Genomic DNA, 25,747 nt, shown 5'->3' with positions numbered 1-25,747 from the left:
TGGGGTTGCTGTTCAGTAGTTGATTTGCCGTCAGACTGAATAGCGTTCTAGCAGCGGACAGTCGACCATTTGCTGATGTGCAGTGATCGGCTGTCCGGCTGTAAGGCTTGCGAGTGTCTGGACACCCAGCGCACCCATCTCCTCGAAGGGCAACGCAACCGTGGTCAGTTTTGGCCTGAGGTAGGCCGCAATGAGTTCCTGGTTGTCGAAGCCGATCACGGCGATGTCTTGGGGGATGGCGAGCCCGCGCTCCTTGATGGCGTCGTAAGCGCCCATAGCCATCCGGTCGTTGAGGCAGAACAGGGCAGTTGGCCTGCCTGCCCCGGCCTGATATTTATCAAGAATTTCGCAGGCGGCCTCGTAGCCGCCATCCGCCGTCGCGTGTCCCGAGACGACGAGTTCAGGATCAAGTTCCAGCCCTGCTTCGGCGAGTGCTTCGCGGCACCCCTCCAAACGGCCGACTGCGGCGGGAATGTCCGGATCAAGGTTGATGACACCGATTCTGGTGTGGCCGGCTTGCAGTAAACGCTCGACGGCGACGCGGCCCCCGGCGCGCTCGTCCGGGACGATCGAGGGCAGCTTCCCGTCCGCGTCGAAGCAGTTGATGAGGACCGTGGGGACCTCGTAGGCACTTTTCGGAACGTGCACGGCCCGGTGGTACGTGGCCGCGTAGAGAAGTCCTTCCACTCTTTGTTCCAGTAGCTTTTCAACGGCTGCGTCTTCCATGCCCCGGTTTGGTCCTGTTGCATCGGCCTGGTCGGAGGGCGCGATGAGCAGGAACCGGCGGGACAGCCAGGCCTGGTCCTGCGCGCCCTTGATGATGTCGACGGCGAACGGTGCGGTGACGATCTCCGTGACGATGCCGTACCAGTCGCTGCGCTGCGACGCGAGGGCACGTGCACCGGCGTTAGGCCGGTAGCCGAGCGCCTGGACGGCTTCGAGGATGCGGTGCTTGGTTTCTTCCGAGATGCTGGCGTTCTCGCGGTTGCTGAGGACGAAGGACACCGCGGTTCGGGACACCCCGGCCGCCTTGGCCACATCCGCCATGGTGACGCCCCGGTGTACGGGAGCCGCGGGGGACGCCGCGGGGGCGGGTGCGGCGGGGGTCGGTGCCGGTGCGGGTGCCGCCGCCTGTGTGCTCTTCGCCATTGAATGCTCCGAAAATCCTGCCGAGCTGGCCGCCATGGCCAGCTGAAACCTATTTACTAACGCGCGTTACTTCGAGCGTGTGATTTAGGTTACGCGCGTTACTAGGATGCTGTCAACGACTAATTTTCGACGGCAGTTCCGGCCTCGGATGGTGACGGGCCGCCGCTCCCAGGCTTGTCCGCAGATCCGAACTGGGATGGCAAGGTTCCGCCAACAAAGTTGGGTTTCCGGACCGAAGGCAGCGCGACTCTTGGGACCACCAGGAAATCCCCCCGAAATGGCCTAATCCCCCACGGCTTACGGGAGGAAAGGACCACGTGACGGGGAAAGCCGACGGGCGGGTGTCTCGGGAGGCAGCCGTGCACCTCAGGAGGCGTCGCCCTCCCGGGCATCCGGTCCGTGGACCACCATCACCGGACAATGGGCGTGCTCGGCGCAGGCTGAGCTGACCGACCCCAGTAAGAGTCCCGCGAAGCCGCCATGGCCGCGGGATCCGACAACAAGCATCTGGGCGCTGCGGCTTTCCTCGATCAGGACGTAGGCTGCGTGTCCCATGACCGTCCGTCGGGTGAGGCCCTGAGGGGGCTTGTCTCCGAAGGCGGTGGTGAGGGCATCCTCGAGAACGCTCCGGGCGGCCGCCTCCGGGTCCCAGGCCGGCGGCACGGACCACCCGAATCCCGCGTCCACCGGGAAATGCCAGGCGGCAACGGCAGTAATCGTGGCATCCAGCGCGGGGGCAATCCGGGCAGCCCAACGCAGCGCGGCGACCGACATCTCGGAACCGTCAACGCCTACGACGATCCGGGGTTTTTCCTGGTTTTCTGAGGGGCCCATGCCTGAGGGTAACGCCATCTTGGGCACCGGACATCGGGCCGAACGGCTCTACCTTCGAAAATGCGGGTCAGACAATAACGTCCGCGGTTTAAAGAAGAAAAGCACCAGTTCCGAAGAACTGATGCTTCCCAGTGGTGGCTCCGACCGGCGTCGATCCGGTGACCTTTCGATTTTCAGTCGAACGCTCTACCAACTGAGCTACAGAGCCTAGGTGACATGTCACCTTGACGGCCGGAATTTCTTCTGGCAATCAGAGCGACCCTGACGGGACTTGAACCCGCGACCTCCGCCGTGACAGGGCGGCGCGCTAACCAACTGCGCTACAGGGCCTTGCTATTTTCTTGCTGCCTGCAGTATCGCTACTGCAATTTTTCAAGGCCTTTAGCCTACCAGACTTTTTCATCCGGCCTGACCACTTCCTTGCGTACCCCCAACGGGATTCGAACCCGTGCCGCCGCCGTGAAAGGGCGGTGTCCTAGGCCGCTAGACGATGGGGGCCTGAACTCAATCCGGCTCTATCAGGGCAAAAATAAAGGGCCGAAGCCTTTCGTTTTTGTCCTTTCGAGTTGCTCCGAACTGGACTATAAAAGTGTAGGGCAGACCTTGGGAATATCCAAAATCGGCATTCAGCGGGTGCAAGATGGACAGATGGATGCCGCTGATGCCCTCAATGAGATCGCCTTCTGGCTGGAACGCGAACTGGCCCCGACGTTCAAGGTCCAGGCCTTCCGGAAGGCTGCCGGGATCATCGGGGTCCTGGATCCGGCCGAGGTTGCGGCGCGGGCACGCAACGGCAGGCTGAAGAGCATGAAGGGAATCGGGGACAGAACCTTTGAGGTGATCCGCCAGGCGGTGGACGGCGGCATCCCTGACTACCTCGAAGGCCTGCGCCAGCGCGGGCAGCAGCCGCTCGCGGAGGGCGGCACGGAACTGCACTCCGCACTCCGCGGGGACCTGCATAGCCACAGCGACTGGTCCGACGGCGGGTCCCCGATCCAGCTGATGGCGGACGCCGCCCGCACCCTGGGCCGGGAGTACCTCGCCCTGACGGACCACTCCCCCAGCCTCAAGATCGCCAACGGGCTGAGCGCTGAACGCCTCACCGAACAGCTCGACATCGTCGCGGGGTTTAACGACGACGGCGACGGCAACTTCCGCCTGCTCGCCGGGATTGAGGTGGACATCCTGGAAGACGGGACCCTGGACCAGTCACCGGACCTGCTGGACCGGCTGGACGTTGTGGTGGCGAGCGTCCACTCGAAACTCCGCTCCGACCGGAGCACCATGACAGCCCGAATGCTCGGGGCAATCAGCGACCCGCACATGAACGTCCTCGGCCACTGCACCGGCCGGCTCCTGCAGGGGTCCAGGGGAACACGGCCCCAGTCGGAGTTCGATGCCGAACGGGTGTTCGCGGCATGCGCCGAGCAGGGTGTGGCCGTCGAAATCAATTCCCGTCCCGAGCGGCAGGATCCGCCGGATGAACTGATCAAGCTGGCCCTCAGCGCCGGCTGCCTCTTCAGCATTGACAGCGACGCCCACGCACCGGGCCAGCTGGATTTCCTGCAGTACGGCGCAGCGCGTGCGGCCTCGAACGGCGTGCCGGCCGAGCGGATCGTCAACACCTGGCCGCTGGAACGCCTTCTGGAGTGGTCCGGAGGCGGAAAGTAGCATTCGGGAATTGGCGTGCGGCCCCTTCAACCGTCCGTTCCGGAGGTCTACCGGCCCGCCGGACGTGCCCGCTCAACGTCATGGGCGGCGTCATCGTTTCCGCGGCGGTGCAGGCCTGCCACCACGCCGTCGATATCGGCCTCAGGCCGGTTCTGGCTCAGCTTGAGCTTCCCTTCCACGCGGGTGATGAGCAGTTCGACGCCGACAATCGCCCTTAGCTGGCCGGCTATGTATCGCTCCGGGGCATCGTCCACGGACCATGGCCGGTCGAAGGGCGCTTCATGCAGTTCCGTCAGGCGGCGGACCATGGCGCCGAGCCATTCGGGGTCGTCGTGGATGACCAGGTTTCCGTACACGTGCGCCGTCGAGTAGTTCCAGGTGGGCACAACCCGCCCGTGTTCGGCCTTCGAGGCGTACCAGGACGGGGACACGTAGGCGTCCGCACCCTGGACGATCACCAATGACTCGCCCAGGGCAGGCTCAGACCACTGCGGGTTGTTGCGGGCCACGTGCCCCAGCAGCGCGCCATGCTCACCGGCCGACGGGTCGTACACGAAGGGAAGCAACGTGGCCAGCATGCCCTGGGCCGTGGAGGTCACCAGATTGGCGGCGCCAGGGCGGGACAGGAGCTGACGGAGCGAGCCTGCATCGGCAGCGAAATGCGCGGGGACGTACATGGTGGTTCCTTAGGTTTGAAAGTCCAGGAGGGCAGGCAGGCGGGTGGAGCGGGCGGAACTCAGCTGACCAGGAGTATGGCCATCGTAAACATGACGGCGGCGATGACGGCATCGAGGGTGCGCCACGCGCTCCGGCGCCGGAAGACCGGAGCGAGGAACCGTGCGCCGACACCCAGGGCCGTGAACCAGGCGATGCTGGCCACGCCTGCACCGGCGGCGAACCACCACCGGCCGTCGGGCCCGTGCGCACTGGCCAGGGATCCGAGCAGCAGCACGGTGTCCAGGTAGACGTGCGGGTTCAGCCACGTAAACGCCAGGCCCGTCCCCAGGACGGCCGCCCAGCTGACAGCACGCGCCGGCCCGAGCTGTCCGAGTGCCTGCCCGCGGATGGCCCGCCAGGCGGCAAGGGCGCCATAGCCCGCCAGGAAAGCGGCCCCCGCCCAGCGCACCACCTCGAGCACCGCCGGCGCCCGCTCAATGACGACGCCGATGCCGGCCACTCCGAGCAGGATCAGCACCAGGTCCGAGACCGCGCAGACCGCGATAACGAGGGCCACATGCGAGCGCTGGAGGCCCTGGCGGAGGACGAAGGCATTCTGGGCGCCGATGGCGACTATGAGGGACAGGCCGCTGGCCAGGCCTGAAAGCACGGGAATAATCACGCTTTCAACGGTAAGAGGCCCGCGCACATGAAACCAGTTAAAGATTCTTTCACTAGATAAGATGAGCTAATGATCGACATCCATCCGGACCAGGCCCGTACACTCGCGGCCATCGTCGCGCAGGGAAGTTTCGATGCCGCCGCCAGCCACCTTTCCGTCACGGCCTCCGCCGTCAGCCAGCGCATCCGTGCCCTCGAAGTCGCCGTCGGCCGTCCCGTACTGAGAAGGACGAGGCCCATCGAGCTCACCGAGTCCGGCCAGGCCGTGGTGCGGTTCGCCCGCCAGCTCGAAATGCTTTCGGCGGACCTCGCCGATGAACTGCAGCCGGGGAACCCGCACCCGGACACCCGCCTCACGCTGGTGATCAACAGCGACTCCCTCCATACCTGGGCGCTGGCCGGGCTGGCCGCGGCGGCCGGCACGGTGCAGCTGGAAATCCTGCGCGAGGACCAGGACTACTCGCTGGAGCTCCTCCGCAGCGGAGCAGCGGCGGCGGCCATCACGGCCACCGCAAAACCGGCCCCGGGCTGCACTTCGCGCCGGCTGGGCGTCATGCGTTACCTGCCGGTCTGCACTCCGGCCTTCGCCGGGCAGTGGTTCGATGCCGGCCCGACTGCGGAGTCGCTGTCAAGGGCTCCTGTCATCATCTTCGACCGCAAGGACGACCTGCAGGACCGCTACCTGCGGCGGTTCAGGCGCAAGGCCCTGCAACCGCCGCGCCACTACGTGCCGGCCGCCCACGAGTTCGGCGAGGCGATCCGGCTGGGCATGGGGTGGGGCCTGCTTCCCGAGCTCGAAATCGGCGACGACCTCGATCAGGGGACACTGCAGAGGCTGGCACCCAAGTCCTTCGTAGACGTTCCGCTGCACTGGCAGCAGTGGCGTTATGGTTCGGCCGTGCTGGACGACGTTGCCGCCGCCGTCCAGGACGCTGCGCGCGTGCTGAGGTGAGGGATACCAACAGGAGAGCACCCAAAGCCGGGCCAGGAAGCTAGCCCTGGCAGACCATCAGGGCGTTAGTGGGGTGGCTCGAGTCTAGATCGCGCCAGTCCGGACACGGGGTCACTGCGCCGGGAGACTTTGGCAGGATCTCGACTAGACGTGGCCGATTTCCGCCAGCCCCGTAGCTGCTGCAAGGGCTAGATTGGCAGCATGGCTACCACCGCCGAATCCGGCCCCACGCCGCCCGCAGGCCCCCACGAAGGGTCTCCGCACGCCGCACCTTCACCCGCCCCGCACCTGTCGAAGGGCAACGCGCCCGCGCCGCGGCACTCACCCGGCCGGGCACCGGTCACCAAACTGGGCGTCGCCGCCGTCGTCGTCACCGTGGTCCTGTGGGCCTCCGCCTTCGTGGGCATCCGCGCCGTGGGACCAAGCTTCTCCCCCGGTTCCCTGACCCTGGGACGGCTGGCGATTGCCGCCGTCGTACTCGGCCTGGTGGTGCTGCCCAAGCTGCGGATGCTGCCCAAGGGCCGTGAGTGGTGGCCCATCCTGGCGTACGGCGTCATGTGGTTCGGCGGCTACAACGTGGCCCTCAACGCCGCTGAGCACCTGCTGGACGCCGGCACTGCTGCCCTGCTGATCAACGTCAACCCCATCCTGGTGGCGGTCATGGCGGGCCTTCTGCTCAAGGAAGGGTTCCCCCGCTGGCTGATCATCGGCAGCCTGATAGCGTTCACCGGCGTCGCGGTGATCGCGCTCAGTTCGGGCCAGCGTTCGACGGCGGATGTGGCCGGCGTGCTGCTCTGCCTCCTGGCCGCTGTGCTCGCCGCCGTCAGTGTGATTGTCCAGAAGCCGGTTCTGCGGAAGTTCCCCGCTGCACAGGCCACCTGGTTCGGCATCATGGTGGGTGCAGTCTGCTGCCTGCCGTTCAGCGGCCAGCTGGTGGGCGAGCTGCAGCAGGCCCCGTTGCCGGCCACCCTGGGGCTGGTGTACCTGGGGATCTTCCCGACGGCGATTGCGTTCACCACTTGGGCGTACGCGCTGTCCCTCATCGACGCCGGGAAGCTGGCCGCCACGACGTATCTGGTACCTGGAACCACCATCCTCATCTCCTGGCTGGTGCTCGGCGAAGTGCCCACCGTGTGGGGTCTTGTGGGCGGCGTGATCTGCCTGGTGGGAGTGGGGCTGACGCGGCGCAAATCCCGCTAGAGTCTTGATATGCCCGCCAACCTGCCGCCCGGCCTGCCGATCGTCCCGGACGGGGCGGAGAATGACGAGCCGTTCCCCATGACCGAGGAAGATTTCGAGTCGGCCGTCAGCGACGCCCTGGAGCGCATCCCGCCGGAAGTGGCGCGGGCCATGGACAACGTTGCCGTGTTCATCGAGGACGACTACGTCCCGCAACCCGGCGAAGACCCCGACACCGTGCTGCTGGGACTCTACGAAGGCGTTCCGCTGACCGAGCGTGACTCCTGGTGGGACGCCGGATCACTCCCTGACCGCATCACCATCTACCGCGAGCCCATCCTGGAAATCTGTTCCTCCCGCGAAGAGGTCATCCAGGAGGTGGCCGTGACCGTGACGCATGAGATTGCCCACCACTTCGGCATTAGCGACGAACGGCTGCACGAACTCGGCTGGGACTAGCTAGCCTTGTAGGCATGGGACACGACCACAGCCACTCTCACGGCATCACGGCCACGGGCAAGCACCGCAAGCGCCTGATCGCCGTTCTCGGCATCACCCTGGCAGTGGTCCTGATCCAGATCGTCGGCGCCGTCATTTCCGGTTCGCTGGCCCTGCTCGCCGACGCCGGGCACATGCTGTCCGACGCCGCCGGCGTCTTCATCGCCCTGCTGGCCGCCTGGATTGCCGCCCGGCCGGCGAGCGACCAGCGGACCTACGGGTACCAGCGCGCCGAGGTCCTGGCTGCCCTGGCCAACGCCTTGGTGCTGATCGTCATTTCCGTGGTGATTTTCACCGAAGCCATCCGGCGGATAGGGTCGGCTCCCGAAGTCCAGACCGACGTGATGCTCTACGCCGCCGTCCTGGGTGCCGTGGCCAACCTGGTGTCCCTGCTGATCCTGCGCGGTGCCCAGAAGGAAAGCCTCAACGTGCGTGGCGCCTACCTTGAGGTGCTCGGCGACCTGCTCGGATCGTTCGCTGTCATAGCCGCAGCAGTGGTGATCATGTTTACCGGTTTCCAGGCGGCGGACACCCTTGCCTCCATGGTGATCGCGCTGATGATCCTGCCCCGGGCGTGGCACCTGCTCCGCGACGTTGTGGACGTGCTGCTGGAAGCCACCCCCAAGGGTGTTGAAGTGCAGATGATCCGCGAGCACATCCTGTCCGTGCAGGGTGTGGTGTCCGTGCACGATATCCACATCTGGACCATCACCTCCGGCGTGCCGGTCTTCTCGGCCCACGTGGTGGTGGAGGACGCCGTTCTCAGCGCACGCGGGGCAGACCAGGTACTGGACAAGCTCGCCACCTGCCTGGGCTCACACTTCGACACGGAACACTGCACGTTCCAGCTGGAGCCCGAGAGCCACTCCGAACACGAGGCCCACCAGCACGCCTGAGCGGTTCCGGCCTCCGAGTACAGCTAGCGATCCGTGGCGCAGCCTTTTCCCGACACACCACGTGCCAATGTGACGAAATTACATTGTTGTTGTTTATGTTATTGATGTGACCAGTGTTGCCAAAGTTGCAGCTGGCCACGTAGCCTCGTGTGTGCTGGGTCTCCGCAGCGGGGTATTCACCTGTGACAATCACCTGTGAAATCGAATCTCCTCGCTCATTCCAGCCCAACTCTTGCGAGGTTACTTGATGGGTTTCACCGGATCCGGCCGCAAAGCGGCTGTGCTGAGCACCGCCGTCGTACTCCTCGGATCCCTTGCCCTGCCCGCCGGGGCCGCGCCGCTTCCGCGGGCCGCAGTGCCCGCCGTGAGCGTTCCGGCGTCACCGGAGATCCCCTCCCCCGAAGAGATCGCGGCGGCCAAAGCCAGTGAAAGCGCGACGGCGGACCAGGTCGCCCGGATCGACCGCATCCTGGCGGACGCGTCTGCCGCCCAGGAAGCCAGCTTTGCCGCCGCCATGCAGGCCAACAACGCCTACGGCGACGCCCTGGTCACGCTCGAGATCCGGCGGGATGCAGCCACGCTCGCCTCGGCCAAGGCCGCATCCGCCGAGGCCGAACAAGCGAAGACCCGCAAGCAGGTAGGGCAACTGGCCGGGGACTTGTACCGCAATGGCGGCCTCAACCCCGCACTGAGCACATTTGTCAGTGGAAACGGCGAAGTGCTGAAACAGGCCGCCACCCTCGAAGCCATTTCCGCGAGCCGCAGCCGGGCCTTTGAGGCAGCCGAAAACGCCGCCTCTGCCGCCAAGTCCCTGACCGCCGCCGCGGAGGACGCCAACCGCGCCGCCGATGACGCGGCCCGGTCGGCCGAAGACCGCAAGGCTGAGGCCGAGCGCGCCAACGCTGCCCAGGCGAAGGCGGTGTCCGAGGCGAAGTCCCAACGGACGGTGCTGGTGGACCAGTTGGCAAACCTCAAGAACACTACGGTGGCGCTGGAATCCGCCAGGGTTGACGCGTTGGACCGCCAGCGCGCCCAGGAACGCTTGGCGGCCGTTACCGCGGCCGCGGCGTCCCAGGGAACGGCCCAGGGCGGCGCCGCTGCACAGAACAGGCCCGCTGCACCGGCTGCACCCGCCGCGGCGTCTCCGGGGCCGGCGCCAGCCGCACCGAACACTCCGGCACCGCCCGCTCCCGCCCCGCCTGCACCCGTGGCCCCCGCACCCGCGGAGCCCGAGCCCGAGACCCCCGCCCCGGCAGTTCCGGCGCCCGCTCCCGCGCCGGTCCCTGCTCCGTCCCCCGGAGGCTCCAACCAGACCGCCATCTCGGTGGCACTCAGCAAAGTGGGCTCTCCGTATTTCTACAAGTACGGCGGCTCCGGCCCGCTCGGGTTCGACTGTTCAGGCCTGGTGCAGAACGCTTTCGCGGCTGCCGGCAAATACCTTCCGCGCACGGCAGCACAGCAGTACGCCCAAGCGCCCGTGCACGTGCCCCTCTCCCAGGCGCAGCCCGGTGACCTCCTGGTCTGGGGATCGGCCCCCGATTTCTACCATGTGGGCATCTACCTCGGCGGCGGCCGCGTGGTCCAGGCCCTCAACCCCGAGGACGGCATCACGGTGACGGACCTGGCGTGGATGGCCGGAATGCAGCTCCACCCCACCGTGGCCCGGTACTAGGACTGCCTGCACTGGGACAAGCAGCAGCGGGAGTGGCAGCACCGGGACCGGCCGCTCCGCCGGGCTAGGACAGAACGTCCTTTGTCACGAACCTGCCGTAGGCGAGCGCCCCGAAGACGGCAATGTAGCCGCCCTGCAGCAGCGCATTGCCGGCAAAGGAATCCCAGGCAATCGGCTGCCTGAGCAGGTCCGCAAAACCGAACCAGTAGTAGCTGAACAGCCAGGGGTGCAGCCAGTCCAGTTGGGGCAGCTCACCCATGACCTGGGACACCACGGACGCCACGATGGTGGCAGCCATGGCACCCACCGGTACGTCCGTCAGCGTGGACAGGAAGAGCCCGACGGCGGAGAGCCCCAGCAGTGACACCGTCAGGTACGCGGCCACGAGCACCAGGCGCAGCACAGCCTCCTGGGGACTGATCACGTCACCCGACAGCAGCGTTACCGGCCCTACCGGAAACAGCGACGCTCCAATGCCGGCCCCCGCCAGTGCCACCACTAGCGGCGCGACGATGCAGAACGCCGCAGCGCCCGCGTACTTCACCAGCAGCAACCGCACGCGGCCGGCCGGTGCCACGAGGAGATAACGCAGAGTCCCCAGGCCCGCTTCGCCCGCGATGGTGTCCCCGGCCACCACCCCCACCGTGAGGGGCAGGAAGAGCGGCACGCACACCAGCAGCGCGGTCACGCCCACAAACAGGCCGTTCTGGGTGAACCGGTCCAGGAAGGCGGGTCCGCGGCCGGGCGGGACTGCCGAGGAAACCCGGACAGCGACGGCCATCAGCACCGGTACGGCGGCGAGCGCCAGCAGCATGGCCCAGGTGCGGCGGCGGCGGAAAAGAACACTCAGTTCGGAGGCCAGCAGCGGCCATCCGGACGCCCTGGTGATGTTGTTACTGGGCAATGTCGAACCCCTCCCCCGTCAGCGCCACAAACCGGTCTTCCAGGCTGCCCTGCTCCACCGCGAAGCCGCGGACCCGCACCCCGGCAGCCACCAGGGCGGCTACCACGGCTTCAGGTTCCACCACCTCGCCCTCCTGCCCGCCGTCGCCGTAAACCAGCGCCCCGTTGCTCCGGCCCCCTGCAGGACTCATTCCCAAGCTGGCGAAGACACCCTCGGCCAGTCCGGCGTCGGGAGTTACCAGGCGGATCCGGGCCTTGCCTGCGTCGCGCAGTTGGGCAAGCGTTCCCTGCGCCACCAGCCGCCCAGCACTCATGATGGCCGCGTGGGTGCAGATCTGCTCCACTTCGGCCAGCAGGTGGCTGGAGACGAAGACCGTGGCGCCGTCGGCCGCGAGGGAGCGCACCAGCGAGCGCACTTCGCGGGTTCCCTGCGGGTCCAGGCCGTTGGTGGGCTCGTCGAGCACCAGCAGTTCCCGGGGCGAAAGGAGGGCGTTGGCGATTCCCAGGCGCTGTTTCATGCCGAGCGAATACGCGCGGACTTTCTTTCCGGCGGCGTGCGAGAGGCCCACTCGTTCCAGCGCGGCCTCCACCCGGGCACTCCGCGTAGAGGCTGCCGCATAGGGGTCCGCGGCATCGAGGCGCCGAAGATTGGCTGCCCCGGAAAGGAACGGATAGAACGCGGGACCTTCCACCAGGGCACCCACGCGCGGCAGGACCTCGTGGAAACGGTCCGGCATCGCCAGCCCCAGCACGCTGACGGAGCCTTCCGTGGCTCCGGCGAGGCCCAGCATCATGCGGATGGTGGTGGTCTTGCCGGAGCCGTTCGGTCCCAGGAAACCGAAGACAGAACCACTCGGGACGGCGAGGTTGACCCCGTCCACTGCCAATTGATGGCCGAACCGTTTGCTGAGGCCGCGCGTCTCTATGGCCAGATCGACACGCCGGCCCGCGGCTGTCACCTCGCGGCGGCAGCGGTCAGCAGGCGCTCCGCGGGAACAGACCCGGCGAAGACGCGCCCGTCATCGGTCAACAGCACGTTCACGACGGCGGTGCTGAAGAGCCGTCCGCCCGGCACCGCAACAGTGGCCTGCTGAAGCAGCGGATCGTTGGATGCCATCGCACCGGCCTCCGTTGACCCCGGGCTGGCAGGGAACTCAACTACGCTCTCCCAGCCGGTACCGGTCACCGTGGGCTTCGGGAGCCCGCCATGGCGATCCATCGGTCCAGGAACGGAGCCGGGCACCGCCGCATGAGGCTCGGTACCGTGGGCGGGCACGTCAATCTCCTTGACAGTGGCACCAGGCGGCGGGCTGAAGGCGAACAGCGCGGCGTCCGGAGCTTCAAGGGACAGGCTGGTGAACGCCAGCTTGAAGGCCGGTTCTTCCTGGCCGCGGGCCTTCAGTTCCACGCTGAGCGGCAGGCCGCTCTGTCCGTCAACCGCGATGGCCACCGAACCGATCAAGGTACCTTCCGTCCGTGGCGTGATCGTCAGGTTGTAGGCCGCCCGGCCCGCAACGGTAACCTCCGGAAGCACTGCAATTTCAGTTGTGGGATCGGCGGCGGCAAGCAGCCGCGCGGCCAGGGCCTCCGGCGTCGGCATCACACCGTCGGTGCCGGCACCCGGATGCTTGAACTGGCTGAAATCCTTGTGCCGGCCGGCATCGGCGGGGAGGGTCAGGTGGGTGGCGGTGTTGTCCTTGGAGCTGTAGAGCCACACCTGGTCTCCGCTGCGCACGGCATTGCGTTCAGCCAGGCGGTCCAGCACCTGGACCCGCATGTTGTCTGGTCCGTCCGTGAAGACACGTGCGGTGTGCGGGCCACTGAGGAGTTCCAGGACAGAGGCGGCGTCGCTTCCGGCGGACGGCCCGGTCTGCGGCAGTGCGGGCAGGCCGAGTTGGGACGTCTGCTCCAGGGTCCCGGAGAGGGACGGAGCAGCGTGCTGCGCCACCAGCGCCAGGACTTCTTCCTGCGTTTTCGCGGGCAGGGGGTCGCCCGCGCTTGCGGGCACGGACCCGGCCAGCGCAGCGGCGGCAATAACGGCGGGCACGGCGGCGGCGGGCATCCACCGCAGCCACTTTCTGGTCATGACAACTCCGCTCCAACATTGCAGCTTATTGATTCCAGAGTACGCTTCGGACTGGCCCGGTACACCCCTTTGGACATTGCTGTCCCGCGTTTGCTCCGGAGCCCGTCAGCCTGCCGACGGCGCGACGGTACCGGCGCCGCCGTCGAGCGTAATGACCTGCCCTGTGCTGATGGCGGAGGTGGCGTCCGGGACACCCACGACGGCGGGGATTCCGTACTCCCGCGCCACCACCGCGCCATGGGAATTGGGGCCGCCCATTTCCATCACGAGGCCGCCGGCGGTGAGGAACAAGGGCGTCCACCCGGGATCGGTTGACGGGGCCACCAGGATCTCTCCGGGCTCCAGCGCGGCGCCCTGAGGGTCGAGGATGACGCGGGCCTTGGCCGTGACGGTTCCGGCTGAGGCCGGCGTACCGGACAGGACGCCCGCTGCGGCACCCGTGCCGGCCGCCTGCAGCGCCTCAGGTTCCGTTCCGTCCGAAAGCAGTACCCGGGGAATGCGGCGCCGGTCCAATTCGGCATCGTAGGCCTCCCGGCGTTCGGCCACGACCTCCCGCAGCGACGCCCCGGCCAGGCCCCGGTGGGCTTCGGGGAAGTCGAGGAAAAAGATGTCATCGGCTTCGGCGATGCTGCCGGCCGCCGCAAGTTCCGCCCCTACCGCCGTGAGCTGCCTCCGCACCGAGGCCAAGGCCTCGACGAGGTAGTACTTCGGCAGTTCGCGCAGCCCGGCATACAGCCGGGTCCGCTCCAGCGCGCCCCGCACGATGCGGGCGCGGAGCCTGCCCGCCGGACCGCCCCTGCTCCCCGCAATTGCCACCAGCCGCGCGATCTGGACGTCCGCCTCGCGGGCGGCTTTGGCGAACTGCCGGTCCGGGGCCAAGGCCGGATCGTCGAGTTTGAGGTAGTTCGCCAGGACTCCGAGGATGTGCGCGGGGTCGTCTGACCAGCGGGGCATGCCGAGGTCGATTTCCGCGACGGCCCGGTGGCCGTACCGTGCCAGGAAACCCGCCAGCCCGGACCGCACGACGGCGGGAAGCCCGCCTGAGCGGTACCGCCGCGCCAATTCCGGCGGGGATGACTCCTCAAAGACTGCGGCCGCACCGGGGTGGGCGCGGATGTCCGTGGCGAGCTGCCAGAGCGCCAGGTCCATCTCCGTGGTCACGTTGTTGGGGAGCCCGCGAAGAACGGCCTGCAACTCGCCTGACTCCGCGCCCCGCCCGGCAAGTTTCCCGGCGACGGCCAGCAGGGCAAACCCCAGGGCAGGCAGCGGCAGCACTGCCGGGACGATGGGAAAGAGTTCCTCACCGAGGATACGCTCGGCATGGTTGAGCCGTTCCGCCGGGGTGGCTGAGGAAGGAACCATGAGGGCGGCCCGGAGCCGCTCGCCGAGACTGTCAACGCGCCGGAGCGCCGACTCCGGACGGAGCAGTGCCCGGAGCAGCGACTCCGGTACCCCGGCCTTCGCCGCGACCGGGACCACGTGCCGGAGCAGTGGCCACGGGGACCTGATGGTCACCGTGAACCGCGGGTCTGCGAAAAGCCGGCGGAGCACCGTGGCGGACCTGGCTTCCATGATGTCGAAGACCCGGGGCACGATGGCGCGGCCCACGTTGCTGCGGACCACCGGTGTGAGATCAAAGAAGAGACGCTGCCCTGCCTGCCGGTAGGGTGCAGGACCGTTCCGCGGCTCGGGCACCTCAAAGCCGGCTGCACGGGCAACGGAGGACGCGATCAGCCGGAAACCGGCCATGCCCATCGGCGTGAGGGGGCGTGTGAGCCCCTGGGCAAGGCTGAAGCACAGGAACACGCGTGTTCCTTCAGCGGCCGGCAGATCGGGACGGGGGTCCGGCAGGGGGTACAGCGTGGTGATGGGCCGGGACTGCACCAGCCAGAGCTTGTCCGCCGCGTCGATGGCCCATTCGATGTCCTGCGGCGCCCGGTAGTGGAGCTCCACCCGGCTGCCCAGCGCCGCAAGGGCACGGATCTGGGCATCGCTCAGTGAAGGGGCCGGATCCGGTGCGAGCATGATCCGTTCGGTGCCGCCCCCGGTGAGCGGCCTGATGGCGATTCCCTTGTCCCCGGGGCGCCGTTCCAGAATCTCCCTGGTGGCAGAGTCCACTACGAAGTGGTCCGGATTCACCGCTCCGGAAACCACGGCCTCGCCCAGCCCGGGACTGGCATCGATGACAGCCTCATGGCGCCGTCCCGTCACCGGGTTCGCCGTGAACAGGACCCCCGCGACGGCGGCATCCACCATGCGCTGGACCACCACCGCGAGCGCCACTGTTGACGGGCTGATCCCGTGCGTGGCCCGGTAGGCCACCGTCCTGTCCGTCCACAGTGACGCCCAGCACCGCCGGACAGCCTCGAGGACGGCGTCGGCGCCCACCACGTTCAGGTAGGTGTCCTGCTGCCCGGCGAAGCTGGCGAAGGGCAGGTCCTCGGCCGTCGCCGAAGACCTCACGGCCACCGGTACGTCCGTCCCCAGCGCGGCGTAGTAGTCCAGGACCGCACGAGCGATCTCCGGCGGAATGTCCACGCGCAGGATGAGTTCGCGCGCCCGGGCCGCCAGCCCGGCGAGGGCCGCCAGTTCATGGGCACCGGTGGCGGCCAGCGCGCGGTGCACGTCTTCGAGCCCCGCGGAACCCACCGCCTGCCGGTAGGCGTCCGTGGTCAGGCAGAAGCCCGGCGGAACAGGCAGCCCGGCTGTTGTGGTTTCACCCAGGTTGGCGGCCTTGCCGCCCACCCGCAACAGCATTCCGGCGTTGATCTGCTCCAGGCCCAGCACCAGACTGTCCGCGGACGCGTCCGGGGTGCTGGTCTGGCTCACTGATGGCCTCCTGGTGCGTGCGCCGGGCGGACGTGCTGGAGAGTGAGGACGGGTCAGGCCGCGCCGAGCATGGGCCCGAAGCTGGCACGGTCGGCGAGCCGAGGGTCGTCCCGGTCCGGAACCACCAGCACCGGCCCCTTGGCGTGGTGGAGGATGCCGTCCGACGTCGAGCCCAGCAGCATTCCGGTGAATCCCCCGCGTCCGCGCGTTCCCACAACCACCAATTCCACGTGCCGGCTGGCTTCAACCAGCACGTCGATGGGGGAACCGTCCACGAACTGCGTTTCCACGGTCAGCTTGGGATAGTGGCTCTTCAGCCAGGCCACTCCGGCGTCGAGCTGGACGCGGATGTCGGCAAACAGGGCCTCCCGGTCCATGGGGGCAGGGACCCACGCCAGTGAACCGCTGTACTGCGGCACGGCGCACACCACGCGAAGCGGCGCGCCCAGCCGTTCGGCCTGGTCCGCGGCCTCCAGAACGGCAATGCGGGCCTGCTCTGAACCGTCAACGCCCACTACCACCACGTGTTCCACCGGCTGGTGGCCGGACTTGGCCCGCTCGGCCTTGACGTGCCTGTCGTCCGTGGTCTCGCCCAGGCGGTCCGCGCAGATCAGCGGCACGGTAACGGTGGGGCACTTTGCGTGCGCCGGCAGGGCGCTGCTCACCGAGCCAAGCAGCCTGCCGACGAAGCCGCCCCGGCCGCGGGTGCCGAACACCAGCAGTTCGGCGGTTTCGGACATTTCAAGCAGCACGCCCGAGGCGTCGCCGTTCTCCACGGAAGCGTCAACGTCGATGTCGTAGGGAGCCACCTTGTCCAGCGCCTGCTTGAGGATGGCCTCGGCACCCTCGCGGATTACTGAGTCGTCAACGGTGGCGTAGCCGCCGTCCAGGCCGGACGCCGCAAAGATCGGCACGGAGTATGCGGTCACGATATGCAGCGGGCGGTGGCGACGCTCAGCTTCGCGGGCTGCCCAGACGAGGGCGCACTGGCTGTGGTCGGAACCGTCCACGCCCACCACGATCCCCTCGGGGGCGGGGGAACCGCCGTCGTCATCCCTTGACGGGTGCACCTGATCTCGGCCCATGGGGTCCGCCTCCTCGCGATACTGCCTGATGTTGCCGCTATTCTGCCAGAAGTGTACGTCCGCCGCGTGAACGCGGAGCCAGGACCTGCTTTTGGCCGGAAATCCGCTCTTTTAGCCCACTATTCTCGGTTCCCAAACAGTAAGCAAGCACCCTACTTCCAGTGCTCAGGAGGCTGCCGGAGAGGCTGTGGACATCCAAGCAGGCTCCCACTTTTAACCGCCCCGAAACATAGAGATCCCACCTCCGATGAGCCGAATTACAAGTGTGAGATTGTTGGGGTAGCCATTGTCCGGCAAGGGCTATCCAGAGCTCGAAAAGTTCTGTATTGTCGAGGCGTTGCGAAACTGAGATATGTGTTTCAGAACACAGTGACAGCTTTACGCGCGGCGGCCGGACTTTGGGGGTTTCGGAAGGTGCAGGGGTACGAGGCCTGCACAGTGAACCATTCGAGGAGGAACGAGCAGTGTCGAGCATGCCAATTTATGGTGGGACCGAGCAGACCACCACGGTGATCATCGGCTCAGGGCTTCCGGGCCTGGCTATCGCCAGCGAGCTCCGGCGGCGCGGCGTGGATTCCATCACCGTGGATGCTCTCGAAACCCTCGGCGGAATCCAGTCCGCCAATACCGTGTCCCTGCCGCGTTGTGACGCGCCGAATTCCACCACCATGCAGGAGCGCAACGAAATCCTCCGGCACCTGAGGAACTACGCCAGCAGCCACAACCTGGACATCCGCCCCAACACCCGCGCCGTCCAGTTGAACCTGCTAGGCACCGGGCTCTCCGAGCCCTCCGTGCATCAGTGGGCCGTCCACACGCCGGACGGCGTCCTGCTGGCCCACCACATTGTCCTGACCCGGGGCGCGCACAGCCAGTTGCGCCGCATGCTCGCGGACCTGGGGCTGGCACTGGGCCAGAACCTGGCGGCGGCCATGCGGGCCATCGGCATGTACCTCGTCGGCGTGGGCGAACTCATCACTCCTACGCCTAAGGAAGTGCTCCGCCAGGCCAAGGTTGTAGGGCAGGCGATATCCACCAAGGTCTATCCGGACAGCGTTCCGTCAGTGCTCACGGGAAGCTTCGCCGCACTGCCGTCCGCGGCTCTGCTGAACTGACCACGCTTAGCGCCCGACGCCGTCGCCGTCCCCCGCCGCCCCGCCGGGTCCGGTGACCGTCCGGACCTACCGCTCGTCGCCGGCGTCGCCGTCGTCGCCGTCAGCGGACTTGAGGTTGCGCTTCGCCAGCACGCCCAGCGCCACGAGGATGCCCAGGGCAGTTCCGGCGAAAAGCACCAGGCTCCAGGGGAACGGCTCCGAGGCGTCGGGCGCCTGCTCTGGCGCGGTGGTGGTGCCGGGCTGCGCGGTACCGGCCGTGGGGACCTGTCCCGCCGTCGTCGAACCTCCCGGCGTTGAGCTAGCAGCCCCGGAACCCGGCGCAGCGGCCGTGGCCGTGAATGTGAAGGTTCCCTCGATCGGGTGCGAATCGGAACTGACCACGCGCCACACCACAGTGAATTCCCCGGCCGGGGCACCTGCGCGCAGCTTTTGCGATGCCACGTTGTCCACGATTTCCACCGGGCCCTCCGCCCAGTTGGTGCCTGCCGCATCCTTGACCTGGATCTGCGAACCGAGGGCCAGCGGGTCCTTGTTGAAGGTCACGGACACCTTCTCCGGAGGAGTGGCCACGGTGGCTCCCTGGGCCGGGCTGCTGGACTCTGCGGCGTCGTGGGCTGAGGCGGGCACCGCTGCGGACAGCACGGCGGCGGTGAAAAACAGTGCCCCGACGAGGGCGCTCAGCAGGTGGCGGATGGAACGCATGCGGTGCTACTCCTGTGTGTTGGCTTCCTTACAGACTAGGCGAAATCGCGGGGTCGCAACCCGGCAACCTACTAGGATTCAAGTAATCCCCAACACTCTCCCCCGGAGGACTAATGCTTAAGCAGGGCTCTGCACTGGACCGGTACTTCAAGATTTCCGAGCGGGGGTCAAATTTCTCCCGCGAGATCCGCGGAGGCTTTGCCACGTTCTTCGCCATGAGCTACATCGTGGTGCTGAATCCCCTGATCCTCTCCGGACCTGACTCCAGCGGCGCAACCCTGGGCTTCCCGGCCGTCGCCGCAGTCACCGCTTTTGCCGCAGGCATCCTGACCATCCTCATGGGCGCCTGGGCCAGGCACCCGTTCGCCATGGCCACCGGGCTGGGCGTGAACGCCTTCGTGGCTGTCACCGTGGCAACGAATCCCGGCCTGACCTGGCCGGACATGATGGGCCTGGTTGTCCTCTCCGGCATCACCATGCTGATCCTGGTGCTCACAGGATTCCGGACCGCCGTGTTCAAGGCTGTTCCGGACGGCCTCAAGACTGCAATCGTGGTGGGCATCGGCCTGTTCATTGCCCTGATCGGACTGGTCAACGCCGGGTTTGTGCGCCGCATCCCGGACGCCGCGGGCACCACGGTCCCGGTGGGCCTTGGCTTTGACGGCAAGCTCCTGGGCTGGCCCACGGCAGTGTTCGTCTTCGGGCTCATCCTGACCATCGGCCTGCTGGTCCGCAAGGTCAAGGGCGCCATCCTGATCGGCATCATCGCCTCCACCATCCTGTCCGTCATCCTGGAATTCACCCTGCACATCGGCCCCAGCTTCGACGGCAAGAACTTCAACCCGCAGGGCTGGTCCCTGGTGGCACCCAAGTTCACCGAGTGGGCGGCGCCCGACCTGTCACTAATCGGCAAGGCCAACCCGATCGGCGCGTTCGAACACCTCGGCTTCGTAGCCGCGACGCTGCTGGCCTTCGTGATCCTGCTGAGCATCTTCTTCGACGCCATGGGCACCATGGTGGGCCTGGCCAATGAAGCCGGCACCGTGGACAAGGACGGCAACATCCCGGATGTGGACCGCGTGCTGCAGGTTGACGCGCTCGGAGCGATCGTGGGCGGCGGCGCGTCTGTCTCCTCCAACCAGATCTACGTGGAATCCGGCGCGGGCATCGGCGAGGGCGCACGCACGGGCGTGGCCTCGATCGTCACCGGCCTGCTGTTCCTGGTGGCCATGTTCTTCACGCCGCTGATCAACCTGGTCCCGTTCGAGGCGGTGGCTCCCGCCCTGGTGGTGGTGGGCTTCATGATGGTTTCGCAGGTGGGCAAGATCGACTGGCAGGACTGGGGCATCGCCATCCCCGCGTTCCTCACGTTCACCCTGATGCCGTTCACCTACTCGATCGCCAACGGCCTGGGCGCCGGCTTCATCGCGTACGTGCTGATCCGCACGTTCCAGGGCCGCGTGCGGGACATCCACCCGCTGATGTGGGCCGTGGCCGCCGCGTTCCTGCTGTTCTTCGGCATCGGGCCCATCGAGCAGGCGATCGGCATCCACTAGGGGCTCCCCGGCTCCTCTCTCCCGCCCGCCCGAGATGGCACTTCGCGGCAGTGTTCTTCAGGAACATTGCCGTGACGTGCCATCTCGGCGCTGTTTAAGCATGATGTCCGGGATTTGAGACAGTCCGACGGCGGCAGGGCTGGTTTTCGGGGCTCCGCTGCGGTGAGCTTGGAGTATGCCCCACACAGCGCTCACAGTCGATATCCCGCCGGTCACCTGGAGGGGCCGTTTCGACGGCGACGGCGCCGAGCACCGCCGATGGTGGCAGGCGGTCACGCCGTATCGCCACGAGACTGCCGCCCCGCTGCCGGAACACCTGCAGACCGGCACGCCGGAGTCAGGCCGGCGCCCCGCCGTCATTCTCGGTTTCTGCAGCGACGCGGGAGTGCTGCGCAACAAGGGCCGGGTGGGCGCCGCCGCAGCCCCCGGTGCCATCCGGGCCGCGCTGGGTCCGCTCGCGTTCCACCTACCGCGGGACGTGTTCGACGCCGGCGATGTGACCGTCAAGGACAACGCGCTGGAGGCCGGCCAGGCCCGTGCCGGGCTGGCTGTTTCGGAAATGCTCGACGCCGGCAACCTCACCGTGCTGCTGGGCGGCGGCCACGAGACCGCATTCGCCAGCTACCTGGGCGTGGCCGGATCCGAAGCCGTGCGCGGCGGGAAGCGGCTGGGCGTGCTGAACCTGGACGCACACTTCGACCTCCGCGACGCACCGGAGCCGTCCTCCGGCACACCCTTCCTGCAGATGGCCCGGGCCGAGGAAGCCGCCGAACGCACACTGAACTACGCCGTCGTGGGGATCTCCGAACCCAACAACACCCGCGTGCTATTCAAGACCGCTGAACGGCTGGGCGTGAAGTACCTTCTCGACGAGGACTGCACGGCTGACGCCACCCGGCAGTTCGTGGCCGACTTCCTGGACACCGTGGACGTGCTCTACCTGACCATCGACCTGGACGTCCTGCCCGCCGCCGTGGCCCCGGGAGTCAGCGCGCCCGCCGCGTACGGGGTTCCGTTGCCCGTGATCAGTGCCGTGTGCCGCCAGGTGGCTGCCAGCGGGAAGCTGCTGCACCTGGACGTGGCCGAGTTGAACCCGAAGTTCGACATCGACCAGCGCACGGCCAAGGTGGCCGCGCGGCTGGTCAACACGCTGTTGGGCTAGTTCAGTCGCCTGCCGTCAGTCCCGGAAGGTGACGACGGCGGTGGCCCACGGTGCCAGCGTTACCGCCAGGGCGCCGTCGTCCGGTGATGACGCCTCCGCTGGCATTGCCTGGGCGCGGGCCCCCGCGGAGGCCCCGATGACCGCCACGTCGGCCGCGCCCGGCGCGGAACCGCCCGGAAGGTTGAGCCGGGCTGTGGCCTCGCGCGGGCTGAGGTTGCCGATGAACAGCTGCAGCCCGGCAGCCGACTGTACCGGGTAGACGGTCAGGGCGCTCGTTCCTTCCGGCCGGTGCGAAGCCACAGGTGCCGCGGCCAGCACCGGGTCCCCCTTGCACGCGGCGAGCTTTTGCAGCAGCTCCCCCGCGGGGTTGAGTGTGCCGTCCGCAGCGGTGATGCCACGCGGCGGCGCGGCTTCGAAGTACGTCACGGAGGCGACGCCGTCTATGGTGAGGGCTGCGAGGCTGGCCAACATCCACGCCGCGGTGAAGCTGTGGTCCTGGAGTTCATCGCCGGCGGCCTGCTGGTCCGGGGCGTGAAGCCTGGGCTTCAGCGTAACGGGGCCCACGTAGACCGGACGCCCGTCGCCGAGCTTCAGGGCGTTGGCCGCGGCGAGCCGCTGGACGGGCACGGTCTCCACGATGTGGGGAACCTCCGTGCTGTGGACTTGCGGCGCGAGGCTGAACGTCAGCGCGTCGGCGTCCTGCGGGACGGGGCTGCCGTCACTGCTGCCGGAAATCCAGCGGTTGAGTTCGGTGAAATGGGAACGGGTGCCGGCCAGGAACTGCCCGCTGAAGCCTGCCTCGCTTAGCGAAGCCTTCAGTGCACCAAACGCCGCCGGATCGGTGCACTGCGTCCCGGGGTGGAACAACCCCAGCCGGACGATCCGTGACAGCTGCCCGCCCAGAGCGCTGCCGAGGGCCTCCGCAACTCCGTCGGCGGAGTCGGAGACCACCCGCACGTCCAGCGCTGCGCCATGGCGGTCCGCCTCACGGGCCGCGGCGGCAAGCTTGGCGGGCCACTGTTCCCGGGGCTCGTACAGTTCCACCAGGACGGCGTCGAGGCCGGGCAGCTGCGGCCGTTCCCCGGGGCTGCCGGCAGGCAATTCCGTGGAGTCCGCTTCCGTTGAGTCCACGGACACGGCAAGCGCCGGAACGGTTCCCGCCGGTTCGCCCACCGTGAAGGCCGCTTGTTCGTGGCTTTCACGGAAGGGGTTGTCCGGCGTCTCGATGCTGAGGGCCTCGATGCTGACCGACTGGTTCACGGTGTCGCCCGCGGCAACGTCCACCGGGATGGGCGCCGCGGAGGGGGTGCTGTAGGTCTTGAAGGAACCATCGCTCCAGTTCCGCTGGTCCTCGGTCTCGAAGATGTCGCCGGAGATGCCAAGGTCAAACGCGGTGCCGGCGTCGGCCCATTCCAGCGAGGAAATATCCGTGAAGACCAGGTCGGGCCTGATGTCCACGGGAAAGGCGCCGCTGGTCGCGGTGCCGTCCGGGGACACCACGTTGACGTCCCGTCCGGCTTCGCTGGTGGGATGGAGGACCACCAGGCCGATCCGGTTGCGCCGGAACGCCGTCTTCGCCCGGCCGGAGAACGATACTTCGACCGTGGCCGGGGTGATCCGGAGCATCAGCATGGCTTCGTAGGCCGGGCCGGCGGCTGTGCCGGGCGCGTCCGGGCTGGCGGCCTCCGCGTCAGGTGCTGCATCAGGTGCTGCGTAGTCAACGTGGATCCGGAGGCTGATGCCGTCGTCGTCCTTCAGTTCCGCGACATCCCGCACCGACGGCGCAAAGGTGCGCCATTCGTGGTCCCGCACCACGGCCTTGACGGCACGGAGCACGGGCCGGCCCCCGTAGCTGATGTTTGCCAGCTCGTCCCCGATCAGCTCCGCCGTCCAGACGCCCACCGCGAGCTTGCGGATCTGCGGATCAAGGCGCTGTTCGAGCGGCGGGCGCTGGTCGGATGCCGCCGGGGCGGACAGTGTTGCGGAGTGCTCGGTAGACACGGGAGGCTGCTCTCTGGTGGCTGGTGACTGCGCCCAGCTGACCCCGGGCCGGTCCTGTGGACTTGACGATATCGGAAGAGGCGCGGGGGCTCAATGGCCGTCCGTCAGGGCTTACTGCCCGTCAGGCCGGATGCGGGGGCGGCCCCGATGTTACCGACTGGCGCAGCAGCGCCTGCGCGGACCACCGCATGGACGCCACGGCCTGCTCCCGTGAGAGGCCGCCGATGTCCGTGAGCCAGACAAGGGCCTCGATGCCGATCGCGCTGCGGATGGTCAAGGCCAGCGCCCGCACGTCCTCCGGCGACCAGTTGCTACGAAGCGGGAGCAGGGACTCCTCGATCCAGGCAATGGCCCTGCCCTGCCGCAACGGCAGCGGCGGATCCTCCTTGGCCTCCTCAAGTGAGAGCCGGAGCATGGTGCGTTGTTGCGCTTCCGTCCGGACGATCAGCTGCGTGAACTCGAGCACGACGGCGTCCAGCCGGGCGGCGGGGTCCTCCGGTGCATCGGGCGGAAGGAGGGATGTCCGCGCGGTCTCCGGATGCGCGGCTGCCAACAGCTCCCGCTGGCTCGGAAAATAGCGGTAGGCGGTACTGCGGGCGACACCGGCGGCAACGGCAGCGTCATCCACCGTGGGGGTGCGGCCCGCGGCCACCGCCTCCCGGGCAGCCGCCACCAGCGCCCGGAACGTCCGTTGTTTCTGGCCCGTTCGCCCGCCGGCCTGATAGGGGGTTGACATGGACCTTATGGTACTCCAGTCTTGTTATGGGACATAAGTCCCATAAACACTCAGTAAAGAGGCAGTCCCATGGACACAGCCCACAGCCCCGCAGCCCACAGCTCTGTAGTCGTTCAGCCCGCAGCCTTCATCCGGGGACGGGAGCAGGGTGAACGGCGCTGGTTCTTCGGCGGCGGCGTGCACGTCTGGAAAGCCAAGGCCGAGGAGACCGGCGGGGCCTTCATGATGTTCGAAGACCAGATGACCGGCGGCAAAATGACCCCGCTGCATACGCATCCCGATTCAGACGAAACCATGTTCATCCTGGAGGGCGAGATCCTGATGCACCTGGACGGAACGGAACACCGGATCCGCGAGGGCGGACTGGTGGTTGCGCCCCGGGGTGTCCCCCACGCCTTTATGGTCACTTCTCCGCATGCCCGGATGCTGTGCCTGCACACGCCGGGGTGCTGCCAGGCCTTCTATTGGGACGCGAGCACCCCGCTGGACACTGACGCCGGGGACGGCCCCGTGGATTTCTCCAAGGTGCAGGAGTCGGCACGCAAGAACGGCGGGATCGAACTCCTGGGGCCGCCGCCGTTCGGCTCACGCTGACGGCCCGAGCGAGCCTTAAACAGGTTGTCCCCCCGGGCTTCGGTGCACCCGAAGCCCGGGGGGACAAATGCCAGACATCTTACGTATCTTGACATCGACGGTAGAATGGACTGATGCCAACCGGCACATATTTTAGAGAAAGTCCTGCAATGAGCTCAGCCACCATGGAATCCCAGACCACGGACATTCGGTCCATCCACCTGACCTTTTCGACCGCCGAGGAGGTCCACGACGGCCTGGACAGCGCCGTCAAGGAACTCATCGGAGCAGCCGTCGAGGATGGCAACTGCGGCATCCGAGTCACCCGCCACGAGCCGGGCGCGTTCACCGTGGCCCTGGACGAGTCCGTCCCCTTCGGTGAGACCTACGAGGACATCGCCGCCTAACTCCGCGGCTTACGCCTGGCCCTATATCCTGCGGACCTGGACGCCGTCGGACTTCATAAAGAGCTGGGTTTCCAGCGGGCCCGAAGGCACCAGCCAAAGCACGTTTCCACTCACGGAAATTTCCTCGACTTCACCTGCGGCCACAACATGCGCATGCTTGAGGATTTCGACCCGCTCGCCTGCTTTGAGGGTTCTCCAGTCGGAAACCGTGGCAGCAAATGCCGCCCGCCTGGACAGAACCGTCCCCCGTGCTTTCATTGAACTTCTACCCCTTTGTATATGTTCTTTTGCCACAACATCTTTGGTGTGGGCTTCATCACTACATCTTTAGTTCTACTACAATTCCCGGGCCCCCGCCTGTTGTGTCGCGCAGTATTTCGGGGGCGCCGGGAAATTGTCATTC

24 protein-coding genes and 3 tRNA genes are annotated in these 25,747 nt (G+C 67.3%); 11 read left to right on the top strand and 16 right to left on the bottom strand.

Going from position 1 to position 25,747, the window contains the following annotated elements; genetic code table 11:
• Window positions 1–30: 30 nt before the first annotated feature.
• The 5 genes from AC1MDG_RS02210 to AC1MDG_RS02190 form a co-directional block, all read right to left on the bottom strand.
• Entirely contained in the window at window positions 31–1,047 is a 1,017-nt protein-coding gene (locus AC1MDG_RS02210; protein WP_479809002.1) for a LacI family DNA-binding transcriptional regulator, read from the bottom strand.
• A 468-nt stretch (window positions 1,048–1,515) separates the two neighbouring features.
• A complete protein-coding gene (locus AC1MDG_RS02205; protein WP_479807242.1) occupies window positions 1,516–1,983 on the bottom strand; it encodes a universal stress protein in 468 nt (155 codons plus the stop codon).
• Between the two features lie 132 nt (window positions 1,984–2,115).
• Window positions 2,116–2,191: transfer RNA gene (locus AC1MDG_RS02200), tRNA-Phe, on the bottom strand.
• Between the two features lie 48 nt (window positions 2,192–2,239).
• A tRNA-Asp gene (locus AC1MDG_RS02195) sits at window positions 2,240–2,313 on the bottom strand.
• A gap of 95 nt (window positions 2,314–2,408) precedes the next feature.
• A tRNA-Glu gene (locus AC1MDG_RS02190) sits at window positions 2,409–2,481 on the bottom strand.
• 150 nt (window positions 2,482–2,631) lie between these two features.
• Between AC1MDG_RS02190 and AC1MDG_RS02185 the strand changes: the two genes are divergently transcribed.
• Entirely contained in the window at window positions 2,632–3,654 is a 1,023-nt protein-coding gene (locus tag AC1MDG_RS02185; protein ID WP_479807241.1) for a PHP domain-containing protein, read from the top strand.
• A 47-nt stretch (window positions 3,655–3,701) separates the two neighbouring features.
• Here AC1MDG_RS02185 and AC1MDG_RS02180 read toward each other — a convergent pair whose 3' ends face one another.
• Window positions 3,702–4,331, bottom strand: a complete 630-nt coding sequence (locus tag AC1MDG_RS02180; RefSeq protein ID WP_479807239.1) for an FMN-binding negative transcriptional regulator — start codon at window positions 4,329–4,331, stop codon at window positions 3,702–3,704.
• Window positions 4,332–4,390: 59 nt separating this feature from the next.
• Window positions 4,391–4,993, bottom strand: coding sequence for a LysE/ArgO family amino acid transporter (locus tag AC1MDG_RS02175; RefSeq protein ID WP_479807238.1), 603 nt, complete (start codon window positions 4,991–4,993; stop codon window positions 4,391–4,393).
• A 69-nt stretch (window positions 4,994–5,062) separates the two neighbouring features.
• Between AC1MDG_RS02175 and AC1MDG_RS02170 the strand changes: the two genes are divergently transcribed.
• The 5 genes from AC1MDG_RS02170 (at window position 5,063) to AC1MDG_RS02150 (ending at window position 10,189) form a co-directional block, all read left to right on the top strand.
• Complete coding sequence (locus tag AC1MDG_RS02170; protein ID WP_479807236.1) at window positions 5,063–5,944, top strand: ArgP/LysG family DNA-binding transcriptional regulator; 882 nt, start codon at window positions 5,063–5,065, stop codon at window positions 5,942–5,944.
• Between the two features lie 201 nt (window positions 5,945–6,145).
• Entirely contained in the window at window positions 6,146–7,144 is a 999-nt protein-coding gene (locus tag AC1MDG_RS02165; protein WP_479807235.1) for a DMT family transporter, read from the top strand.
• Window positions 7,145–7,153: 9 nt separating this feature from the next.
• Window positions 7,154–7,582: a metallopeptidase family protein gene (locus tag AC1MDG_RS02160; RefSeq protein ID WP_043477480.1), complete on the top strand. Its 429-nt coding sequence runs from the start codon at window positions 7,154–7,156 to the stop codon at window positions 7,580–7,582.
• Window positions 7,583–7,596: 14 nt separating this feature from the next.
• Complete coding sequence (locus tag AC1MDG_RS02155; protein ID WP_479807234.1) at window positions 7,597–8,517, top strand: cation diffusion facilitator family transporter; 921 nt, start codon at window positions 7,597–7,599, stop codon at window positions 8,515–8,517.
• A gap of 247 nt (window positions 8,518–8,764) precedes the next feature.
• On the top strand, window positions 8,765–10,189 hold the full coding sequence (locus tag AC1MDG_RS02150; protein WP_479807232.1) for a C40 family peptidase: 1,425 nt from the start codon (window positions 8,765–8,767) through the stop codon (window positions 10,187–10,189).
• Window positions 10,190–10,253: 64 nt separating this feature from the next.
• On the opposite strand, the gene AC1MDG_RS02145 is transcribed toward AC1MDG_RS02150, so the two are convergent.
• The 5 genes from AC1MDG_RS02145 to AC1MDG_RS02125 form a co-directional block, all read right to left on the bottom strand.
• Entirely contained in the window at window positions 10,254–11,003 is a 750-nt protein-coding gene (locus AC1MDG_RS02145) for an ABC transporter permease (RefSeq protein ID WP_235347240.1), read from the bottom strand.
• Window positions 11,004–11,082: 79 nt separating this feature from the next.
• Window positions 11,083–12,051 (bottom strand): ABC transporter ATP-binding protein, encoded by a 969-nt coding sequence (locus AC1MDG_RS02140; RefSeq protein WP_479807230.1) that lies wholly within the window; start codon window positions 12,049–12,051, stop codon window positions 11,083–11,085.
• Complete coding sequence (locus tag AC1MDG_RS02135; RefSeq protein WP_479807228.1) at window positions 12,048–13,178, bottom strand: LolA family protein; 1,131 nt, start codon at window positions 13,176–13,178, stop codon at window positions 12,048–12,050. The genes AC1MDG_RS02140 and AC1MDG_RS02135 overlap by 4 nt, the downstream gene beginning before the upstream one ends.
• A 105-nt stretch (window positions 13,179–13,283) precedes the next feature.
• Window positions 13,284–16,007, bottom strand: coding sequence for a PEP/pyruvate-binding domain-containing protein (locus AC1MDG_RS02130; RefSeq protein WP_479807227.1), 2,724 nt, complete (start codon window positions 16,005–16,007; stop codon window positions 13,284–13,286).
• 53 nt (window positions 16,008–16,060) lie between these two features.
• Complete coding sequence (locus tag AC1MDG_RS02125) at window positions 16,061–17,092, bottom strand: universal stress protein (RefSeq protein ID WP_479807225.1); 1,032 nt, start codon at window positions 17,090–17,092, stop codon at window positions 16,061–16,063.
• Window positions 17,093–17,565: 473 nt separating this feature from the next.
• Between AC1MDG_RS02125 and AC1MDG_RS02120 the strand changes: the two genes are divergently transcribed.
• The gene (locus AC1MDG_RS02120; protein ID WP_479809001.1) at window positions 17,566–18,207 is read left to right on the top strand and encodes an FAD-dependent monooxygenase; all 642 of its coding nucleotides are present in this window, start codon (window positions 17,566–17,568) and stop codon (window positions 18,205–18,207) included.
• A 66-nt stretch (window positions 18,208–18,273) separates the two neighbouring features.
• Here AC1MDG_RS02120 and AC1MDG_RS02115 read toward each other — a convergent pair whose 3' ends face one another.
• Window positions 18,274–18,909, bottom strand: a complete 636-nt coding sequence (locus AC1MDG_RS02115) for a copper resistance CopC family protein (RefSeq protein WP_479807223.1) — start codon at window positions 18,907–18,909, stop codon at window positions 18,274–18,276.
• A gap of 113 nt (window positions 18,910–19,022) precedes the next feature.
• On the opposite strand from AC1MDG_RS02115, the gene AC1MDG_RS02110 reads away from it, so the two are divergent.
• Both AC1MDG_RS02110 and hutG read left to right on the top strand, forming a co-directional pair.
• Window positions 19,023–20,465 (top strand): NCS2 family permease, encoded by a 1,443-nt coding sequence (locus AC1MDG_RS02110; RefSeq protein WP_043477402.1) that lies wholly within the window; start codon window positions 19,023–19,025, stop codon window positions 20,463–20,465.
• Window positions 20,466–20,640: 175 nt separating this feature from the next.
• A complete protein-coding gene (hutG, locus tag AC1MDG_RS02105) occupies window positions 20,641–21,627 on the top strand; it encodes a formimidoylglutamase (protein WP_479807221.1) in 987 nt (328 codons plus the stop codon).
• Window positions 21,628–21,642: 15 nt separating this feature from the next.
• On the opposite strand, the gene AC1MDG_RS02100 is transcribed toward hutG, so the two are convergent.
• A complete protein-coding gene (locus AC1MDG_RS02100; RefSeq protein ID WP_479807219.1) occupies window positions 21,643–23,628 on the bottom strand; it encodes a D-apionate lactonase family protein in 1,986 nt (661 codons plus the stop codon).
• A gap of 121 nt (window positions 23,629–23,749) precedes the next feature.
• Window positions 23,750–24,364: a TetR/AcrR family transcriptional regulator gene (locus tag AC1MDG_RS02095; RefSeq protein WP_479807217.1), complete on the bottom strand. Its 615-nt coding sequence runs from the start codon at window positions 24,362–24,364 to the stop codon at window positions 23,750–23,752.
• A gap of 69 nt (window positions 24,365–24,433) precedes the next feature.
• On the opposite strand from AC1MDG_RS02095, the gene AC1MDG_RS02090 reads away from it, so the two are divergent.
• Both AC1MDG_RS02090 and AC1MDG_RS02085 read left to right on the top strand, forming a co-directional pair.
• Window positions 24,434–24,958: a cupin domain-containing protein gene (locus AC1MDG_RS02090; protein ID WP_479807215.1), complete on the top strand. Its 525-nt coding sequence runs from the start codon at window positions 24,434–24,436 to the stop codon at window positions 24,956–24,958.
• Window positions 24,959–25,107: 149 nt separating this feature from the next.
• Window positions 25,108–25,344, top strand: a complete 237-nt coding sequence (locus tag AC1MDG_RS02085) for a hypothetical protein (RefSeq protein WP_082049399.1) — start codon at window positions 25,108–25,110, stop codon at window positions 25,342–25,344.
• A 21-nt stretch (window positions 25,345–25,365) separates the two neighbouring features.
• On the opposite strand, the gene AC1MDG_RS02080 is transcribed toward AC1MDG_RS02085, so the two are convergent.
• Window positions 25,366–25,602, bottom strand: a complete 237-nt coding sequence (locus AC1MDG_RS02080) for a hypothetical protein (RefSeq protein WP_479807214.1) — start codon at window positions 25,600–25,602, stop codon at window positions 25,366–25,368.
• Window positions 25,603–25,747 lie beyond the last annotated feature (145 nt).

This window comes from Arthrobacter sp. AIWTK1, assembly GCF_056680535.1.
This window is presented reverse-complemented; position numbering and strand designations above follow the sequence as displayed.

Bases quoted from the DNA above. Each gene is read 5' to 3' on its own strand.
- AC1MDG_RS02145 (WP_235347240.1), bottom strand. From the start codon at position 11,003: ATGCTGCTGGCGCTCGCCGCCGTACCGGTGCTGATGGCCGTCGCTGTC.
- AC1MDG_RS02120 (WP_479809001.1), top strand. From the start codon at position 17,566: ATGCCAATTTATGGTGGGACCGAGCAGACCACCACGGTGATCATCGGC.
- AC1MDG_RS02160 (WP_043477480.1), top strand. From the start codon at position 7,154: ATGCCCGCCAACCTGCCGCCCGGCCTGCCGATCGTCCCGGACGGGGCG.
- AC1MDG_RS02125 (WP_479807225.1), bottom strand. From the start codon at position 17,092: ATGGGCCGAGATCAGGTGCACCCGTCAAGGGATGACGACGGCGGTTCC.
- AC1MDG_RS02090 (WP_479807215.1), top strand. From the start codon at position 24,434: ATGGACACAGCCCACAGCCCCGCAGCCCACAGCTCTGTAGTCGTTCAG.
- AC1MDG_RS02085 (WP_082049399.1), top strand. From the start codon at position 25,108: ATGAGCTCAGCCACCATGGAATCCCAGACCACGGACATTCGGTCCATC.
- AC1MDG_RS02150 (WP_479807232.1), top strand. From the start codon at position 8,765: ATGGGTTTCACCGGATCCGGCCGCAAAGCGGCTGTGCTGAGCACCGCC.
- AC1MDG_RS02115 (WP_479807223.1), bottom strand. From the start codon at position 18,909: ATGCGTTCCATCCGCCACCTGCTGAGCGCCCTCGTCGGGGCACTGTTT.
- AC1MDG_RS02165 (WP_479807235.1), top strand. From the start codon at position 6,146: ATGGCTACCACCGCCGAATCCGGCCCCACGCCGCCCGCAGGCCCCCAC.
- AC1MDG_RS02080 (WP_479807214.1), bottom strand. From the start codon at position 25,602: ATGAAAGCACGGGGGACGGTTCTGTCCAGGCGGGCGGCATTTGCTGCC.
- AC1MDG_RS02205 (WP_479807242.1), bottom strand. From the start codon at position 1,983: ATGGGCCCCTCAGAAAACCAGGAAAAACCCCGGATCGTCGTAGGCGTT.
- AC1MDG_RS02170 (WP_479807236.1), top strand. From the start codon at position 5,063: ATGATCGACATCCATCCGGACCAGGCCCGTACACTCGCGGCCATCGTC.
- AC1MDG_RS02210 (WP_479809002.1), bottom strand. From the start codon at position 1,047: ATGGCGGATGTGGCCAAGGCGGCCGGGGTGTCCCGAACCGCGGTGTCC.
- AC1MDG_RS02180 (WP_479807239.1), bottom strand. From the start codon at position 4,331: ATGTACGTCCCCGCGCATTTCGCTGCCGATGCAGGCTCGCTCCGTCAG.
- AC1MDG_RS02135 (WP_479807228.1), bottom strand. From the start codon at position 13,178: ATGACCAGAAAGTGGCTGCGGTGGATGCCCGCCGCCGCCGTGCCCGCC.
- AC1MDG_RS02185 (WP_479807241.1), top strand. From the start codon at position 2,632: ATGGATGCCGCTGATGCCCTCAATGAGATCGCCTTCTGGCTGGAACGC.
- AC1MDG_RS02155 (WP_479807234.1), top strand. From the start codon at position 7,597: ATGGGACACGACCACAGCCACTCTCACGGCATCACGGCCACGGGCAAG.
- AC1MDG_RS02110 (WP_043477402.1), top strand. From the start codon at position 19,023: ATGCTTAAGCAGGGCTCTGCACTGGACCGGTACTTCAAGATTTCCGAG.
- hutG (WP_479807221.1), top strand. From the start codon at position 20,641: ATGCCCCACACAGCGCTCACAGTCGATATCCCGCCGGTCACCTGGAGG.
- AC1MDG_RS02095 (WP_479807217.1), bottom strand. From the start codon at position 24,364: ATGTCAACCCCCTATCAGGCCGGCGGGCGAACGGGCCAGAAACAACGG.